We start from the raw sequence: 17552 nt of genomic DNA, 5'->3' as shown, positions 1-17552 counted from the left end.
ACAAAGTCAATACTGGCCAAAGAATTCAGCAAAAAAAATCGGTACCCCGCGCTGGCGGAATACCGATCTAAACATACACCCTAGCCTCCGAAGTCATCAGGCCATGCCGACCTGCTGACTCCGATGCACCGCAGAGCCTGCGGTGCGTGCCTCGCCTGCGGGAAGAAGGCCGCAGACAAGAACACTCTTTGCCGTGAAGCTATCAGAAGCGATAGCCCACGCCCACACCCACCAGCCATGGGTCAACCTTGAACTTGGTGTTTTCAAACACGCCTGCACCTGTGACCTTGGTACCCAGATACACCTTCTTGATGTCGAAGTTCAGCGACCAGTTCTTGTCCAGCGCATAGTCGAAGCCGACCTGCAGCGCGCCGCCAAAGCTGTTCTTCTTCACGGTCACGGCACCATCCAGGATGTCCACGTTCGAGAAGCGTGTGTAGTTCACGCCTGCCCCCACATAAGGCTTGAAGGCCCCGAAGTTGGTGAAGTGGTACTGAGCCAGCAAGGTGGGGGGCAGATGCTTGAGCGAACCGATCTTGCCGCCATTCAGGCGCACATCATGCTTTTGGGGATAGGTCAGCACCAGCTCTGCCGCAATGTTGGGCGTGAAGAAGTAGGACACGTCCAGCTCAGGCATCCACTTGTTGTTGATGCTCACGCCTGCGTCTCCGGCAGCGCCACCGTTGTCGCTGTCCAGATGCAGAGCGCGCACGCGAACCTGCCAAGGGCTGGAGCCGTCAAACGAAGATTGGGCAAAAGCGGTACCGGCCGTCAGGGCGCTGGCAACAGCAGCAATCGCGATCAGAGTCTTTTTCATGGGTTCTTTCCTTGAAGAATTGGGTGAGTGCAATGCTTTGCATCCCTTGGCATCCATTGAAGCAAAGCCACTGCCACACGGGTTTGTCCCAGGTCAACCCGCACACCAACACCGCAAAGAAAAAAGCGGACGTTGCCCATCGGCCACGTCCGCCCAGGACACTGATGAAGCGCAAAAATTTGCGTCAGCAGTGATGGTAGTCGTCAATTCGGATGAGCCACCCTGGCTGGTCGCAGCTTGTGCCACAACTCCATGCACACCACAACCGCACCGCCAATGACGGCCCCAACCAGCACATGTACCAACACCGGTCCCAGCACTGCAACAATACCGCCCGTGGGCACAATCACCTGCTCTATCCAATGCTCGACAGGCTCTATGCCATGCACCAGCAAGCTACCGCCCACCATGAACATGGCAGCCGTGCCCACGATGGACAGCCCGCGCATCAGCCACGGGGTAAAAGCAATCAGACCACGGCCCATGGCCTTGGCAGCGCTGCTGCTCTTGGCCATCAGCCAGCCGCCCACATCATCCATGCGCACGATCCCGGCCACCAGTCCATAGACGAACACGGTGATGGCCAGAGCTACTGCGATCAGCACCGAGGCCTGCTCCCAGATGGGTTTGGCGGACACCGTACCCAGCGCAATCGCCATGATTTCGGCCGACAAGATAAAGTCCGTGCGCACGGCGCCCTTGACCTTCTGATTTTCGTACTCCATCGGGTCCATCTGCTTTTCACGCGCGGCACGCACCGATGAAGGCGCAACACCTTTATGGGCAGCCTCCTCGGCATCCACCACGGCATCATGCGCATCATGCTTTTTGTGCTTGTGAAACAGCTCAAGGATCTTTTCCACGCCTTCGAAGCACAGAAAAGCGCCCCCCACCATCAGCAAAGGCGTGATCAACCAGGGCACAAAGGCGCTGATCAATAGCGCTGCGGGCACCAGGATGGCCTTGTTCATCAACGAACCTTTGGCCACCGCCCAGACCACTGGCAACTCCCGATTGGCCTTCACTCCCGTGACCTGCTCGGCATTGAGAGCCAGATCATCGCCCAGCACGCCGGCCGTCTTCTGCACCGCCACCTTGGTCTGTGTGGCCACATCATCCAGGATTGCTGTGCTCTTGCCCGCAGCGGTCTTGGTCATCAAGGCCACATCGTCGAGCATGCTTGCAATATCGTCTAGCAGCATCAAAAGGCCGGCACCTGCCATCGCACTCCCCAGTTGGTTTCAATGTCCACTATCATGCCTGCAAACCGTGCAGCGACTGCAGCAGGAAGTTGCCAATCGCCTACGCGATCAGCACGGCCAAGGCTTTGCAGCGACAATGAGCGCCCTCATCGAACGGAAACCCTGTGACTCAAGCCATCGCTCATGCCGAACTGATTGCCAGCTACCGCAAACTTGCCGCAGAGGCTGCCAAGAAGGCGGAACTGGTCAAGGCCGCAGCGGGCAAAGGTCCCAAGACCATTGCAACGGTCAGCGAAACCGCTGCCAAGGCCGCGCGCCGCCGCGATGTGATGGCCGCCAGACTGGCCAAGCTTGGTATCGATCTGCCGGGCTGAGCCTCAACAAGCAGCCTTCTTCGGGCAGTCTTCTTATTTGCTGGTCTTGAAGCCCTGTGTCGCCGCCCAGGCGGCCACATCGTCGCGGCGGATGGCCGCTGCCATGAGCTGTGGAAAGGCATCGGGGGTACAAGCAAACGAGGGCACGCCCAGTGCCGCCAGCTTGGCAGCCAGTTCCGCGTCATAGGCCGGCGCACCCTCGTCGCTGAGCGCCAGCAACGTGATGAACTGCACGCCTGCTTCCACCAGCTCGTTGGCGCGGCGCAGCAGGCCCGACTCCACACCGCCTTCGTAGAGGTCGGAGATCAGCACCAGAATGCTGTTGCGCGGCTCGCTGATCAGCCCCTGGCAATAGCCGACCGCACCGTTGATATCGGTGCCGCCACCCAGTTGCACGCCAAACAGCACATCGACGGGATCGTCGAGTTTTTCCGTCAGGTCAACCACGGCCGTATCAAACACCACCAGCTTGGTGGCCACGGCCGGCAGGCTGGCCATCACCGCACCGAAGATGCTGGAATAGACCACCGAGTTGGCCATGGAGCCGCTCTGGTCAATGCACAGGATCACCTCGCGCTGCGGGCGACGCGCCTTGCGCCCATAGCCAATCAGCGTCTCCGGAACAATGGTCTTGTATTCGGGCTGCCAGTGGCGCAGGTTGGCGCGTATGGTGCGATTCCAGTCGATCTCGGCATGGCGCGGGCGTCGGTTGCGCTGGCTGCGATCCAGCGCCCCGGCCACGGCACTGCGCATGGGCTCCTCGAGCTTTTTCATCAGCTCGTCCACCACCTTGCGCACCACCAGCCGCGCCGTGGCCTTGGTGTTCTGCGGAATCACCGAGCCCAGCGAAATCAGGTCCGCCACCAGATGCACATCGGGCTGCACATTCTCCAGCATCTCGGGCTGCAGCAGCAGCTCGCGCAGATTCAGACGCTCCATGGCATCGCGCTGCATGACCTGCACGACCTGGCTCGGAAAGTATTTGCGGATATCGCCCAGCCAGCGCGATACCGAGGGCGAGGAGTTGCCGCGTCCGCCCTTGCGCGATGCCAGCTTGCTGTCTTCCTCATACAAGGCGGCCAGCGCCTGGTCCATCTCCTGCAAGCGACCCGTCACACCACCGCAACTGGCGTCAGCGGGGCTGCCCAGCACCATGCGCCAGCGCTGCAGCCGCGTGGTGGGCTGCAGCTCTTCGGACTCCTGTTGCGGCTCGGTCGCCAAATTTGCTGTTTGATTCATCGTCACACCTTGGCCGCAGCCGCATCAAAATCGGTAGCTGCCTGGGCTTGTCCCATCAGCGCCTGGGGCAGATTCAATCCCAGCAACTCATTGAGCACGGGCAAGGCCCGCAAGGCACGCGACTCATCCCAGGGCGCGGCGTCGTCCGCAGCTCCCACGGCAGGACCAGGTGCCGCAGCGCCCCCCACAGGAGTTCGCTTGACCTTGTCGCCCAGGCTTTGGCGCTCGTGATTGCTGAAGGTCGAGAAGCTGCGCCGCACCAGCGGCAGAATCTGGGCAAACTGCAGCTCGCCCAGACCGCTGAGCCAGGCATCGACCGCCCCCCAGATAGACTCGTCATGCAGCAACACCAGCGCCTGCTGGTTCAGGAAACCATCCAGCCAGGCGGCCACATCCATGGGCGCCGCGCCCAGCGAAAGATTGCGGTTGAACTGACGCACGATTTCAGCGCTTTCCAGCAACTGCTCGTCCAGCAGCAAACGGCAGGCCATGCCGCGCAGCAGTGCCGCTGCGGCATCCCCCATGGCCAGGCTGCGCAGTGCCAGGCGCCAGGCATCCACCGCCTGCTGCGCATCGCCGTCGCTGGTGCGCAGCCGCAGTGCCTCGTGGGCCGCCAGCACCTTGGTCTTCATGGCGGCCGCAGCATCCTCATCCATGGCCATGCAGGCGACAGGCAGGCCGATGGCGGCGCGCAGCATCAGCGAATCGATCACGCCGGCCAGCAGGGCTGTATCCGTCTGGCGCACACTGCCATAGCGATAGACATTGGCCAGTGGCGGCAAGGCCTGCAGCAACTGGGCCACATCACCCGTGGTGGCTGCACGCTGGGCCAGTGTGGCAATCAGGGCCTCGACCAGCTGCGGCAAATCGGCCAGCAGCGCATCGTCGATGGCCTGCGCGATTTCGGGCAGCGAGGTCTCGGGCGTCAGGCTGGAGCGCAGCCTGGCCGTGGCGGCCTGGGCCACGGTCGCGCCGTGCACGCTGGCCTCGATGATGCGCACCGCCAGCTCGGGCTCCCACTGCAGTTGCCAGCTTTCGCGGAAGGTACCCCGGTTGCGCTGGGCATCGGTGGCGCGCACGCCCCAGTCAATGCCGAGCAGGCGCAGACGGTGCAGAAAATGGCTGCGTGCCAGATCCGTGTCCTTGCGCAAATCCAGCGCCAGCAGCTTGCTTGCCGCCTCGGGCTTGAGACGCAGCGACTTCTGCTGCTGCTCGATATCGCGCTGCAGCGGCACCTGGGGTACATCGGCGGGCACCTGGCCCAGCACATGACCAACGGTCAGCTCCTCATCGATCAACCTGAGCGGTGCGTCCTCGCCCATGCAGATCACGGTGACTATGGCCTCGTTGATCTCCTCCAGGCTGGGCATGGGCTGGCCGCGCAGCGCCGCCAGGCCCTCGGCCAGGCGCGTGGCCTCGATGATGTGAGCGCTGGAGCAGTCCAGATCCTTGTCGCGCAGCAGATGGGCCACGCGCGTCAGCCAGCCCGCCGTGCGCAGCGTGGCTGGAGAAACCACGTTTTTGATAGCTGCTTGCGCTTTACCATCAAACGTTTGAGGCTGATTTGACTCAAAACCCGGGGACGATTGATAGCACTGCCACAGATGCTGGTACCAACCCGGAGAAGTCACACCCGCGCCATAGCCGCTGCTGCTGGCCAGGTTGCGATAAGTCCAGGGGGCCCAGGTCGCCATCACCTTGGCCTTGGGCAGGCCCTTGAGCAGGGCGCTGTCGGCCTTGGCCGTCACGCTGGCCTTGAGCGCCGGCACATGCCAGGCACCGCAGACCACGGCAATGCGCTGGTGACCGGCCTTGATCGCCTCGCGAATGCACTGGCGCATATGGGCTTCGCGCAGTGCTTCGCGCTTCATGTATTCCTCGCCGCGCCAATGTTCGCCATCCTTGGACAGTTCTTCGCGAGCTGCCGTCATCACCTCGCCAATGCTTTCAAACAGTGCTTCGCTGTCGCCGCGCTCCTCAACCAGACGGTTCCACCAACTCTCGCCATCGTCAAAGCCTGCGGCATGGGCCAGCCAGTCCAGCGGATCGCGGTGCAGGTGTTGAGGGGCCGGTGCCGGAAGGTCCAACTGCAACTCATGCTCGTCGCCATCCTGCATATCGGCCAGCGTTGCGGCTTCCGCGACATCCGGTGCATCCTGCTCCGAGTCCGGGACAGCCGCCGCCTGCACAGCATCCTCTGCCTCCTGTGCCGCCTTCTTCAGCGCTTCGCGTCGCGCAAACTCGATGGCCATGCCATGGGTCTGGGGCAGGTCGATGAAGCGCGTGGCAACACCCTGGCAACTGGCCCACTGCAATGCCTGCCATTCGGGTGAAAACTCGGCAAACGGATAGAACGCGGCCTGGCTGGGCTCGTCCTGCATATAGACCAGCATGGCCACGGGCGGGCGCAGTTCGGCGCTTTGCAGCATGGGCAGCAGCGCCTCCCCCTCGGGCGGGCCTTCCACCAGCAGGCAATCGGGCTGCAGTGCTTGCAGCGCCTGCAACAGGCTGCGCGCGCAGCCCGGGCCGTGATGGCGTATGCCAAAGAAATGAACAAAATCAGCGGAAGTGGCCATGGGCTTGTCAGACGGCTCAAGAAAGGAATAGCAAGATCTCTGGCAGTGAAGACAGCTCAGCCCATCAAAGATGGACCGTTGAAACGAGGCGTCATCACCGAAGACAGTCGCAACGCTAGGGCGAGGTGATGCAACGACGTATCAAGAGCTGCATTCACTGCAGCACAACTCACAGTTGCTCGCGGCAGGCGCGGTACAAATCCTTCCAGTCGCTACGCTCCTTGACCACGGTCTCCAGATATTCCTTCCACACCACCGTGTCCTGCACCGGGTCCTTGATCACCGCTCCTAGCAGGCCCGAGGCCACATCGGCCGCGCGCAGCACGCCATCGCCGAAATGGCCGGCCAGTGCCATGCCGCTGTTGATGACCGAGATGGCCTCTGCCGTGGACAGCGTGGAGCTGGGCGACTTCACGCGCACAGTCTTGCCGTCCTCGGTCTGGCCGTGGCGCAGCTCGCGGAAGATCTGCACCACGCGACGCACTTCCTGCAGCGCAGGCGGCTCGGTGGGCAGTTGCAGCGCCCGCCCCTGCTCGGCCACGCGCTTGGTGACGATCTGCACCTCCTCGTCCTGCGATGCAGGCACAGGCAGCACCACGGTGTTGAAGCGGCGCTTCAGTGCGCTCGACAACTCGTTGACGCCTTTGTCGCGGTTATTGGCCGTGGCAATGACCGAAAAGCCCTGCACGGCCTGGAACTCCATGGACAGTTCCGGCACGGGCAGTGTCTTTTCGGACAGCACGGTGATCAGCGTGTCCTGCACATCGGCGGGAATACGTGTGAGCTCCTCGATGCGCGCGATCTTGCCCAGCTTCATGGCATGGACCAGCGGACTGGGAATCAGCGCTTTCTCGGACGGACCATGGGCCAGCAACTGGGCATAGTTCCAGCCATAGCGCAGCTGCTCCTCGCTGGTGCCGGCCGTGCCCTGGATCAGCATGGTCGAATCGCCGCTCACAGCCGCAGACAGATGCTCGGACACCCAGGATTTGGCCGTGCCGGGCACGCCATACAGCAGCAAGGCACGGTCGGTGGCCAGCGTGGACACGGCAATCTCCATCAGGCGCGGATTGCCGATGTATTTGGGGCTGAGCTCAAACCCGTTGCTGAGCTTGCCGCCCATCAGATACTGGAGCACGGCCCAGGGCGAAAGCTTCCAGTTGGGCGGGCGCGGACGGTCGTCCACCTTCTGCAGGGCATCGAGTTCTTCGGCAAATTGCGCCTCGGCGTGCTGACGTAGTACTTGGCTCATGATGACTTTCGGGTTGAATGCAGAAAAATTCGAAGGCTTAGGCGCTCAGCGCGGCATGCAGGGCCATGCGCAGATCGGTGATACGGTTGAGTTGTTCGAGCACGCGCTCGTCATCCCAGGGGCGCAGGCGGGCGCGCTCCAGCCGCGCCTGTTGTTCGGGAGTCAGGCTGCTTTGCGCAGCAACGGTAGTGGCCTCTTCGGCCGCATCGGCCACCTTGGATACCAGCTTTTGCCAGAGCCCGGCCAGCCCTGACGGGGCTGCGGCCTCGGGCTGCTGCTCTGGCACGGCAGGTTTCTCAGCCTGTGCAGGCTGACGCCAGAGCCACACAAAGCGCGGCAGAACGGCCGGATGCAGCCGGCGCGCGCAGGCCAGCACGGCCTGGTCGGCCTGCCAGCTATGCCAGCTGCCCGTGGCCTGCTTGCCGCCCAGCGCCTTGTCCAGAGCGTCCATCAGTTGCTCCGACATGGATTGAGAAAACACGCCAACCACGGGCATGCTGCTCTCGATGGTGTTGATGCGATCCACCAGGCTGCCCTTGGCCTGCTGCAGCTGCGCCTGCCAGAGCGCCTCGCGCTCCTGCTGGCTCAGTCGGTCCAGCAGGGCCGGCAGCAGCGCTTCGGCCCGCGCATCGCGTTCCATGGTCTGCAGCAGCGCAATCCAGCGCACATCGGGCTGATCGCGCAGCGCCGCCAGCCAGCCCTGGCGCAGGGCGGTCTTCCAGTCGCTGCGGCGGCTCCAGTCCCAGAGCTGCTCGGGCGTCATCTCCAGGGTCTGCAGCCAGAAGTCAATCGGGGCGAGTTCCACCATTTGCTGCAGCCACCAGGCTTTCACGCCCTTGATATAGGCCGGCGGCTGCAGTGCAATGCCGTCGCGCTCCCAGTCCTTGCTGCCCTCCTCGGGCGGCTCGATCTGCCATTCCCCCTTGGCATTGCGGCTCAGCATGGACTGCAGCCAGCCCAGGATGCGCAGGCTGTGCGCGCTTTGCGGCAGGCGCGAGAGCAGGCGGGCCGCGTTCTCACGCACTTCCTTGCTGCGATCGGTCAGCAGCTTTTCCAGCAGCGGCTCGTCCGCCATGGACAGCCCCACGCCCAGAGCCAGCACCATTGGCGCACGCTCCTTGGCATTGAGCTCCTTCAAGCTGGCTTCCAGTCTGGCGCGGGCCTGGTCTGCATCGGTATCACGTTCGCTGTGCAGCAGCGCCACGCGCTGCTCGATGGAGCCCTCCTGCCAGACCAGCTCTGCATTGGCTGTCTCCTGCACGCCGCTGGCATAGCTCCATTGCGGGTTGAGCCCGGCCAGCCAGCGTCCTCGCTCGCCCAGCACCGGCGTCAGCCAGGTACGCAGCTCCACCGAACGGCGGCCTTCGTTCAAAGCATCGACCAGAAGTGCATAAGGCAAGCGCTGTCCGGCCTGATCGAGGGCATGGAACATAGGAGCCAGCATGTTCTCGGGCCCATGCTGCAGCACATCACGCATCAGGCCATGCAAGCGCTCATCATCGGGCGCGCGGCGAGACTCGTCGGCAGGCAGTGCTGGGGAACTCAAAGGCGCACCGAGCCTGACCTGCGCACCGGGCTGCCAGCCCGCTCGCTCCAGGACGGCGGCGACGGCGCTGGCTCTGAGCAGCTGTGCAGCCGTTGATGCAGCCGGCTGCAGCCAGGCAGCTTGCATGGCTTGCAAACCGGGGCTGGCTGCGGCATCGACCTGCGCGGTCAACACCGCAGGTACGGCCAGCCTGTCCGCGCCGACCAGACTTGACTGCTGCAGCGCAGCCCACAAATTGGCGCTGCTCATCGCATCTCTCCTTGGTTCTGCCAGATGGGGGACAAGACCTGGCTGTGAGCATCCTGCTGCCAGGCACTGAGCAAACGCCAGCGCCCCAGTTGCGGCCCGGACTCCCACTCGCCAAACAGGGCCAGAGGCGTGCCGCCACTCAGCGCCAGCAGCCGCCAGGCTTCGTCATCGGCAATCACCGCAGGCACGGGTGCCGCCTGGCTCTGTCCTGTGGGCCAGCCCACCAGCCATTGCCCCTCTACATACAGCAGCTGGGCATCCGCACACCACAGCGGCTGCACCGGCTGCAGCGCATTGGCGGCAATGCGCTCGCCCAGTTGTTGCAACGGCTCGCCCAGAGCCTTGACCGTCAGGGCTGCGGCATCGGAGCTGTCGATTGCTTCAACCCCATTGACGGCAACCGCCCGCAGGCTCGCCCTGCCCGGATAAAAGCTCAAGGCTGCGCGATAAGCGCTGCCGCTTACCCAGGCCGTCTCGAATCCTCGCCCGCCCTGGGCATAGTCCAGCATCAGGGCAGCGCGGCCGGTATTGAGGCCCTGCAGCCAGACGCGGCGTTCCAGCAGGCGACCCTCGCGCTCGATCAGGCGCTGACCCAGCACCCGCCAATCGTCGCTGATGGTCTCGCCACGGGCCTGTACTTCGGCCTTGTCCATGGGCCAGCCCAGGGCAGCCATGACGTCGGCCTTCACCTCGGGGCTCAGCGAGTCGCGCCGCTGCACCGCGTCCACCAGCAGCTGCCAATGGCCAAGCTGCACCAGCAGGTCACGCGGCCAGGTCGGGTGGCTGTCCACCAGCTCCCTGGCTTCCCTGATACGTGCGGCCATGCCCGTGGCCTGGGCATCCACCATGCGTGCCGCCATGGTGTTCCAGTGCTGGCGCGTCTGGCTGTCGCCGGCCTGATTGGCCAGGCCGGTGCGCACCATGTCCTGCATCCATAGCGACAGCTCCTGCATGCCGCCAGCAACCTTGTCCCAGCGCTTGTCCTCGCGCTTGGCCTGCTGTCTGGCCAGAGCCTCCTGATCCGCCACTGGCGCAGCGGCAATGGCGGCCGCCTTGGCCTCTTTCTGCTCGGCTTTTTGCTGACGACCACCCAGCCAGTTGCTGACCCATTCCGGGGGCTCGCCGCCCTCTGGCACCTGGCCGCCTGCGCGCAGCAGCATCAGCGCCAGCCCGTGCTTGCAGGGGAACTTGCGGCTGGGGCAGGAGCACTTGAAGGCCGGCCCGCTCAGATCGACCTGAGTCTGATACGGCTTGCTGCCGCTGCCCTGGCATTCCCCCCAGGCCGCAGCATCATTGCTGCCTGTGTTCGGCCATTTGCTCAGGGACTGCAGTCCCTTGGCCGCCTTGGATGACGCAGCATCCGGCGACAGCGCCAAAACTTCCGCTTCCGTTGCTAATACACGCGACACCAATGTCTCCCGTCCCGAATCGACGCAATATCTTGATAGTTCGAGGCGCTTACGCACCAAGGGCGAGTGCGAGACTACCCTCGGAAAACCTCGTCCGCACTTTGCTGAAACTGTGTTTTCAGCGCGGCAAAAACTGTGGTTTGACAGACCGCGCAAACTGTTGCGCGCAATGCGTCAGCCTATCATCGCCATGGCACTGTGCCGATGAAAACGTGCAAAAAATCAGAACATAGAGAAGCCGGGTGACATGCGTCAACCGGCTTCCTCGTCGAGCTGCGGCACCTCTGTTCCCGGCAATCATTCAGTCCGCCGATGCTGCTGCAGATGCAAGTACCGACTCCGCAGCAGCCAAGCCACGGCATGCTTGCTACTTTTGCTTACCAATGGCTCAGCCCGGCTTCGGTGCTCATTCCGCGCAAGCTGCCCGCAATTGCACCTTGCTGCCCATCTGGCTGTCAAATTGCTACCAAGGGTCTGAATGCTCTGGGTCAAATCGACCAGGACACTTTCGACGCCATACACGCCCTGTGTCACAGCCTTGGAAGTCGGCTCTGGGTCGGAGAATTAGCCACTGACGATGCTTCGGCTGGCAAGCCCGCTGCCAACAAGATAGAGGACTGCAAGAGATTCTGTCTGGCAGCTAACGAACAGCGTCGAAAGTTCTCCAGCAAGAGCTGTTCGCCAGCATCCCCCGCTGGAAGATCCGACTGGCGCCGGCCGGTCAGCACAAACAGCACATCAACACCTGCTGCGGCAACTGCAACAAGGTAATCACTATCCGGCTTTCGTTCGTCTTTCTCGTAGAGCAGCTGCGCTTGCTTGCGCACACCGCCAAGTTGGCCAAACCCTTCCTGATTTAAGCCAAGGCGTTCTCGTTCCTCACGCAAACGCGCACCAATACCCATATGTGTAACTCAATATTGACAAATATACGCATTTGCGTACTATTGCCATACCTAAGCCAAGCTAGCGCCGCTTCACAGCACCGCACTAGAGGCAAAAAGCAGCAGCCCTTTGCACAGAGCTGCTGCACCTATTCACATCAATCAATAGATTTTGACATGAAGCAGCTACATCCCCACGCGCAGGCCCGCACATGACTTGAGAGCCAAGGCCTACGGTCGCCCAATGGACACGGAACAGTCCAGATAGCCGCTTCCCGATCAACAGCCGGGGCAGTGTCGGCAACGGATCTTGCCTGCTCTGACAACAGGCACTCTACGAATGTGTTCTGTAGCGCTCGACAATTTCAGCCTATGTCTGAGTCCGGCGTTTACGGACTTGATGCTGTCAAAGCATCAGCTATCCATGCACGACTGTCGCGGGCAAATCAGCGCAGCTGAAAGCATGCGCTATTCAACACCAACGCCAGGACCTGCAGATCAGGCCCGACTGGAGTTTTGAGTCATGAGCCAGGACATTTTCGATCAGCGTGCCGATGGCAAGGCTTTTGCGGCAGCAGCTTCGTTGGCGCCGGCAACCGTGCCACAAGCCCAGATTGCCTGCCACGAAGCGCAGTTAATCGGCTATGCGTTGAGCCACCATGTGCCGGACATGCGGCGAGGCTTCGATATTCTTACCAGCTATGGCCGCTGGCATGTAGATCCGAAGCCAGCCGCGCAGATGGCCGAGTTGATGCGCCAGCATCTGATGCAGCAACTGGAGACGATCTAGGCCTACGCTTCCGACAGGACGCGGAAAGCAGTTCACCCGATCCTTGAAGTCGGCCTCCGGGAAGACCATGAACCATGAAAAAAGGCTCTGCAGAATGCAGAGCCTTTTGATTGCGCTAGCAGTACCCGGGTATCAACCCAGCCACTTGCGGGCGTTGCGCCAGACGCGCATCCAGGGGCTGAATTCGGACTTGTCGCCCGAGGTCCAGCTCATCTGCACATTGCGAAACACGCGCTCGGGGTGAGGCATCATCGCCGTGAAACGGCCATCGGCCGTCGTCACTGCTGTCAGGCCACCGGCCGAGCCGTTGGGGTTGAACGGGTACTGTTCGGCAGGCTGGCCGTGGTTGTCCACATAACGCATGGCCTTGACCACTTGCTCGGCATTGCCACGGAACTGGAAGTTGGCATAACCCTCGCCATGTGCCACGGCGATGGGCAGGCGGGAGCCGGCCATGCCTTGCAGGAACAGGCTGGGCGACTCCAGCACTTCGACCATGGACAGACGCGCTTCGAAGCGGTTGCTCTGGTTCTGCGTGAAGCGCGGCCAGTCCTGTGCACCGGGGATGATATCGGCCAGCTCGGCAAACATCTGGCAGCCGTTGCACACGCCCAGACCGAAGGTGTCGCTGCGACCGAAGAAGGCCTGGAACTGCTCGGACAGACGGTCGTTGAAGGTGATGGAACGCGCCCAGCCAATGCCCGCACCCAGGGTGTCGCCGTAGCTGAAGCCGCCACAGGCCACCACACCGGCGAAGTCCTTGAGCTGCGCACGACCGGACTGCAGGTCGCTCATGTGCACGTCCACTGCATCAAAGCCGGCTTCGGTGAAGGCGTAGGCCATTTCCACATGGGAGTTCACGCCCTGCTCGCGCAGCACCGCCACGCGAGGCTTGGCAGCCACATTGATGAAGGGCGCTGCCACGTTCTCCTTGGGATCGAACGTCAGATGCACATGCATGCCGGGGTCGGCAGGTTCGCCAGCGGCAGCATGCTCGCTGTCGGCGCAGACGGGATTGTCACGCTGCTGGGTGATCTTCCAGCTCACGGCATCCCAGACCTGGTGCAGATCGGACAGAGTTGCTCCGAACACCTTGTTCGCATCGCGCCACACCTGCAGCTCGCCCTTGCCTGCGTCCACAGGAGACGAGGCGGGACGGGTCTTGCCGATGACATGGCTGCACTGGATCAGGCCATGTTCGCGCAGCACCTGCAGCACTTCGGCACGGTCTTCCGTCCTGATCTGGAGCACGGCGCCCAGCTCTTCGTTGAACAGCGCGCGAAGGGTCAGATCTTCGCGGCGGCCGGAAACCTGCTTGCCCCAGTTCTTGCCTTCGCCGCTATCCATGCGGCTGTCGGAGATACCGTCGCCTTCGGTGATCAGCATGTCCACATTCAAGGCCACGCCCACATGGCCGGCAAAGGCCATTTCGGCGGCCGTGGCCAGCAGGCCGCCGTCGCCCTTGTCGTGGTAGGCCAGAATCAGTCCCTTGGCGCGCAGCGCATTCACTGCATCCACCATGGCGATCAGATCCTTGGGCTCGTCCAGATCCGGCACCTCGTTGCCCGACTGATTGAGCACCTGACCGATGATGGAGCCGCCCATGCGCATCTTGCCGCGGCCCAGGTCGATCAGCACCAGGGTGCTGTCTTCCACCTCGGCGTCGAGCTGGGGCGTGAGCGTGGTGCGCACATCGTCGATGGAGGCAAAGCCGGTGATGATCAGGCTCACGGGCGAGGTGACCTTCTTGGTCTGGCCGTTCTCGCTCCACTGGGTGCGCATGGACAGAGAGTCCTTGCCCACGGGAATCGAGATGTTCAGCGCGGGGCACAGCTCCATGCCCACGGCCTTGACGGTGGCGTACAGCGCAGCGTCTTCACCGGCTTCGCCGCAGGCGGCCATCCAGTTGGCCGACATCTTCACCTTGGACAGCTCGATGGGCGCGGCCAGCATATTGGTGATGGCTTCGGCTACGGCCATGCGACCCGAGGCGGGCGCGTCGATGGCGGCCAGCGGTGTGCGCTCGCCCATGGCCATGGCTTCACCCTTGAAGCCCTTGTAGTCGGCCAGGGTCACGGCCACGTCGGCCACGGGCACTTGCCAGGGACCGACCATCTGGTCGCGATGGGTCAGGCCGCCGACGGCGCGGTCGCCAATGGTTATCAGGAAACGCTTGGAAGCCACCGTGGGGTGGGCCAGCACTTCGATCACGGCCTTTTCCAGCGGCACGCCGGTCAGGTCCATGGCGGGCAGCTCGCGCTCCACGCTGGTCACATCCTTGTGCACCTTGGGCGGCTTGCCCAGCAGCACGTTCATGGGCATGTCCACGGGGAATTTCTGGTCGCCGGACTCGACCGCCGTATCCTCCAGCACCAGCTGGCGCTCTTCGGTGGCCGTGCCGATCACGGCAAACGGGCAGCGCTCGCGCTCGCAGAAGGCCGTGAACTGCTCCAGCGATTCGGGAGCGATGGCCAGCACATAACGCTCCTGCGATTCGTTGGACCAGATTTCCTTGGGCGACAGGCCGGACTCTTCGAGCTTGACGGCACGCAGGTCAAAGCGTGCACCGCGCCCGGCATCGTTGGTCAGCTCGGGGAAGGCATTGGAGATGCCACCGGCCCCCACGTCGTGGATGGCCAGGATCGGGTTCTCGGTGCCCTGCTGCCAGCAATGGTTGATGACTTCCTGCGCACGGCGCTCGATCTCGGGATTGCCGCGCTGCACCGAGTCGAAGTCCAGTTCTGCTGCATTGGTGCCCGAAGCCATGGAGCTTGCCGCACCGCCACCCATGCCGATGCGCATGCCGGGACCGCCCAGCTGGATCAGCAGCGTGCCCGCCGGGAACTCGATCTTCTTGGTCAGTTCGGAATCGATCACGCCCAGGCCACCGGCGATCATGATGGGCTTGTGGTAGCCACGGGTGATGTCGCCGACCTGCTGCTCGTACTCGCGGAAATAGCCGGTCAGATTGGGACGGCCGAACTCGTTGTTGAACGCCGCGCCGCCCAGAGGGCCTTCGATCATGATCTGCAGCGGGCTGGCGATATGTTCGGGCTTGCCTACTTCGCTGCCCCAGAGCTTGGAAACGGTGAAGCCCGTAAGGCCGGCCTTGGGCTTGGAGCCACGGCCGGTTGCGCCTTCGTCACGGATTTCGCCGCCGTTGCCGGTCGATGCACCGGGGAAGGGCGAAATCGCCGTGGGGTGGTTATGTGTCTCCACCTTCATCAGCACATGGTTGGTTGCAGCCTGCTTCTGATAGCTGGGAGCGCTGACTGCGTCTGCCTTGGCATCGAACTTGGCTACAAATCGCTCAACCTCATGGCCTTCCATGATGGAAGCGTTGTCGGCATAGGCCACCACGGTGTGCTGGGGCGAGCAGGCCTCGGTGTTGCGGATCATGCCGAACAGCGATTTTTCCTGCTCCACGCCGTCAATGGTGAACTTGGCGTTGAAGATCTTGTGGCGGCAGTGCTCGGAGTTGGCCTGCGCGAACATCATCAGTTCCACATCCGTGGGATTGCGCTTGAGGTCGTTGAAGGCATTGACCAGATACTCGATCTCGTCTTCGGCCAGGGCCAGGCCCCATTGCTTGTTCGCGATTTCCAGCGCTGCGCGGCCACCACCCAGCACATCCACAAACTCCATGGGCTGTGCAGCCAGGGTGGTGAACAGTTGCTCGGCCTCGGCGCGTGTCGCGAACACGGACTCGGTCATGCGGTCGTGCAGCAAGGCGGCAATCTGTGCCGTCTGCTGCGGCGAGAGCTCGGGCTTGCCACCCAGCAGGCCGGACTTCACGTCCACGCGATACTCGGTCATGCGCTCCACGCGGAACACGTTCAGGCCGCAGTTGCGCGCGATATCGGTCGCCTTGGAGGCCCAGGGAGAGATGGTGCCCAGGCGGGGCGTGACGATGAAGGCCAGGCCTTCAGCATTGCCCGTATAGGGGTCACCATAAGTCAAGAGCGCCGACAGGCGCTCTTGCAATGCGGGCGCAACTGCGCCCTCGGTGGCTACCAGGTGCACAAAGCGTGCAGATACGCCGGTGATCTTGGGGTGGATGGCGACCAGATCGGTCAGAAGCTGTTGGGCGCGGAACGAGCTCAGGGCGTTTCCACCCTCAAACTGTGTCAGATGCAATGTCACGTGGCGGCCTGTTTATGTGAAGGCTGTTGAAAAGCGTCCTGGTCAATCCCCTGCCTGAGAGGACCGGGCCAAAGCGCTGAATTCGGTGAGCCTAGGATTTTACCGTGCCTCGGGGTTAGTCCGAATGCTCACACCCACAAGCCCTGCATGTTCAAGCGCGCAATGGGATAATTGCGACCATGAGCATCACACTGAAGACTCCCGAAGACATCGAGCGCATGCGCGTTGCAGGCCGCTTTGCTTCGGATGTGCTGGACTACATCACCCCCCACATCAAGCCCGGCATCACCACCCAGCAGATCGACGATCTGTGCGCCAAGCGCATGGCCGAGCAAGGCACCAAGACGGCCTGCCTGGGCTATCAGCCCCCAGGCATGACGCCCTACCCGGCCTATGTCTGCACCTCGGTCAACCATGTGGTGTGCCACGGCATCCCCAACGACAAGCCTTTGAAGAAGGGCGATATCGTCAATGTCGACGTGACCATCATTACCGAAGACGGCTGGTTCGGCGACAACAGCCGCATGTTCATCATTGGCGAAGGCACGATTGCGGCCAAGCGGCTATCCAAGCTGACCTTCGAGGCCATGTGGAAGGGCATTGCCCAGGTCAAGCCCGGTGCCACGCTGGGCGATATCGGCCACGCCATCCAGACCTATGCGGAGAGCAACAACCTGTCCGTGGTGCGTGAATACTGCGGCCACGGCATCGGCAAGGTGTTCCACGACGAGCCCCAGGTGCTGCACTACGGCCGCCCCGGCGAAGGCGTCGTGCTGGAAGAAGGCATGGTCTTCACCATCGAGCCCATGCTGAATCTGGGTAAGCGCGACATCAAGGCCATGCCCGACGGCTGGACCGTCGTCACCAAGGACCGCAGCCTGACTGCCCAGTGGGAGCTGATGCTGGCCGTCACCAAGACCGGCTATGACGTGCTGACCTGGTCCGAGGGCTCGCCCACCCCGCCCGACTTCATCACGGCCATCCGCACCTGAGCGCACTGCTGCCGCTGACCTGCATGCCGCATCTGGCCAAAGCCGGATGCGGCATATTTTTTGCTTGTAGACCTTGTGC

Annotated in this window: 12 protein-coding genes; 3 read left to right on the top strand and 9 right to left on the bottom strand. The window is 62.7% G+C overall.

Features of this window, described 5'->3' with window-relative positions:
• Window positions 1–202: 202 nt before the first annotated feature.
• Both AAIL66_RS05465 and AAIL66_RS05460 read right to left on the bottom strand, forming a co-directional pair.
• Entirely contained in the window at window positions 203–817 is a 615-nt protein-coding gene (locus tag AAIL66_RS05465) for an OmpW family outer membrane protein (RefSeq protein WP_003080665.1), read from the bottom strand.
• Between the two features lie 203 nt (window positions 818–1020).
• Complete coding sequence (locus AAIL66_RS05460) at window positions 1021–2040, bottom strand: DUF808 domain-containing protein (protein WP_343496197.1); 1020 nt, start codon at window positions 2038–2040, stop codon at window positions 1021–1023.
• Window positions 2041–2183: 143 nt separating this feature from the next.
• Here AAIL66_RS05460 and AAIL66_RS05455 point away from each other — a divergent pair, with 143 nt between their 5' ends.
• Entirely contained in the window at window positions 2184–2393 is a 210-nt protein-coding gene (locus tag AAIL66_RS05455; protein ID WP_034351667.1) for a hypothetical protein, read from the top strand.
• Between the two features lie 33 nt (window positions 2394–2426).
• Here the strand turns inward: AAIL66_RS05455 and AAIL66_RS05450 are convergent, their stop codons facing one another.
• The 6 genes from AAIL66_RS05450 to AAIL66_RS05425 all read right to left on the bottom strand — a co-directional run bounded on the left by AAIL66_RS05450 (window position 2427) and on the right by AAIL66_RS05425 (window position 11569).
• A complete protein-coding gene (locus AAIL66_RS05450; RefSeq protein WP_034351664.1) occupies window positions 2427–3632 on the bottom strand; it encodes a VWA domain-containing protein in 1206 nt (401 codons plus the stop codon).
• A gap of 2 nt (window positions 3633–3634) precedes the next feature.
• Window positions 3635–6208 (bottom strand): DUF5682 family protein, encoded by a 2574-nt coding sequence (locus AAIL66_RS05445; RefSeq protein WP_343496196.1) that lies wholly within the window; start codon window positions 6206–6208, stop codon window positions 3635–3637.
• Between the two features lie 169 nt (window positions 6209–6377).
• A complete protein-coding gene (locus AAIL66_RS05440) occupies window positions 6378–7460 on the bottom strand; it encodes an AAA family ATPase (RefSeq protein WP_034383694.1) in 1083 nt (360 codons plus the stop codon).
• 37 nt (window positions 7461–7497) lie between these two features.
• Window positions 7498–9255, bottom strand: a complete 1758-nt coding sequence (locus AAIL66_RS05435) for a DUF5691 domain-containing protein (protein WP_343496195.1) — start codon at window positions 9253–9255, stop codon at window positions 7498–7500.
• A complete protein-coding gene (locus AAIL66_RS05430; protein WP_343496289.1) occupies window positions 9252–10631 on the bottom strand; it encodes an SWIM zinc finger family protein in 1380 nt (459 codons plus the stop codon). Before AAIL66_RS05430 ends, AAIL66_RS05435 begins: the two co-directional genes overlap by 4 nt.
• 563 nt (window positions 10632–11194) lie before the next feature.
• A complete protein-coding gene (locus tag AAIL66_RS05425; RefSeq protein ID WP_034351660.1) occupies window positions 11195–11569 on the bottom strand; it encodes a transcriptional regulator in 375 nt (124 codons plus the stop codon).
• Between the two features lie 502 nt (window positions 11570–12071).
• Between AAIL66_RS05425 and AAIL66_RS05420 the strand changes: the two genes are divergently transcribed.
• Window positions 12072–12338 (top strand): hypothetical protein, encoded by a 267-nt coding sequence (locus AAIL66_RS05420; RefSeq protein ID WP_034351656.1) that lies wholly within the window; start codon window positions 12072–12074, stop codon window positions 12336–12338.
• Window positions 12339–12470: 132 nt separating this feature from the next.
• On the opposite strand, the gene purL is transcribed toward AAIL66_RS05420, so the two are convergent.
• On the bottom strand, window positions 12471–16481 hold the full coding sequence (purL, locus tag AAIL66_RS05415; RefSeq protein WP_343496194.1) for a phosphoribosylformylglycinamidine synthase: 4011 nt from the start codon (window positions 16479–16481) through the stop codon (window positions 12471–12473).
• Between the two features lie 179 nt (window positions 16482–16660).
• Here purL and map point away from each other — a divergent pair, with 179 nt between their 5' ends.
• Window positions 16661–17473 carry a type I methionyl aminopeptidase gene (map, locus tag AAIL66_RS05410; RefSeq protein ID WP_039048430.1) on the top strand — a complete coding sequence of 271 codons (813 nt, stop codon included), beginning with the start codon at window positions 16661–16663 and terminating at the stop codon, window positions 17471–17473.
• Window positions 17474–17552 lie beyond the last annotated feature (79 nt).

Source organism: Comamonas sp. F1-6 (assembly GCF_039581415.1).
Classification (GTDB): domain Bacteria; phylum Pseudomonadota; class Gammaproteobacteria; order Burkholderiales; family Burkholderiaceae_C; genus Comamonas; species Comamonas thiooxydans.
Note: the sequence above shows the minus strand (reverse complement) of the source record. Positions and strands in the feature narration are given on the sequence as shown.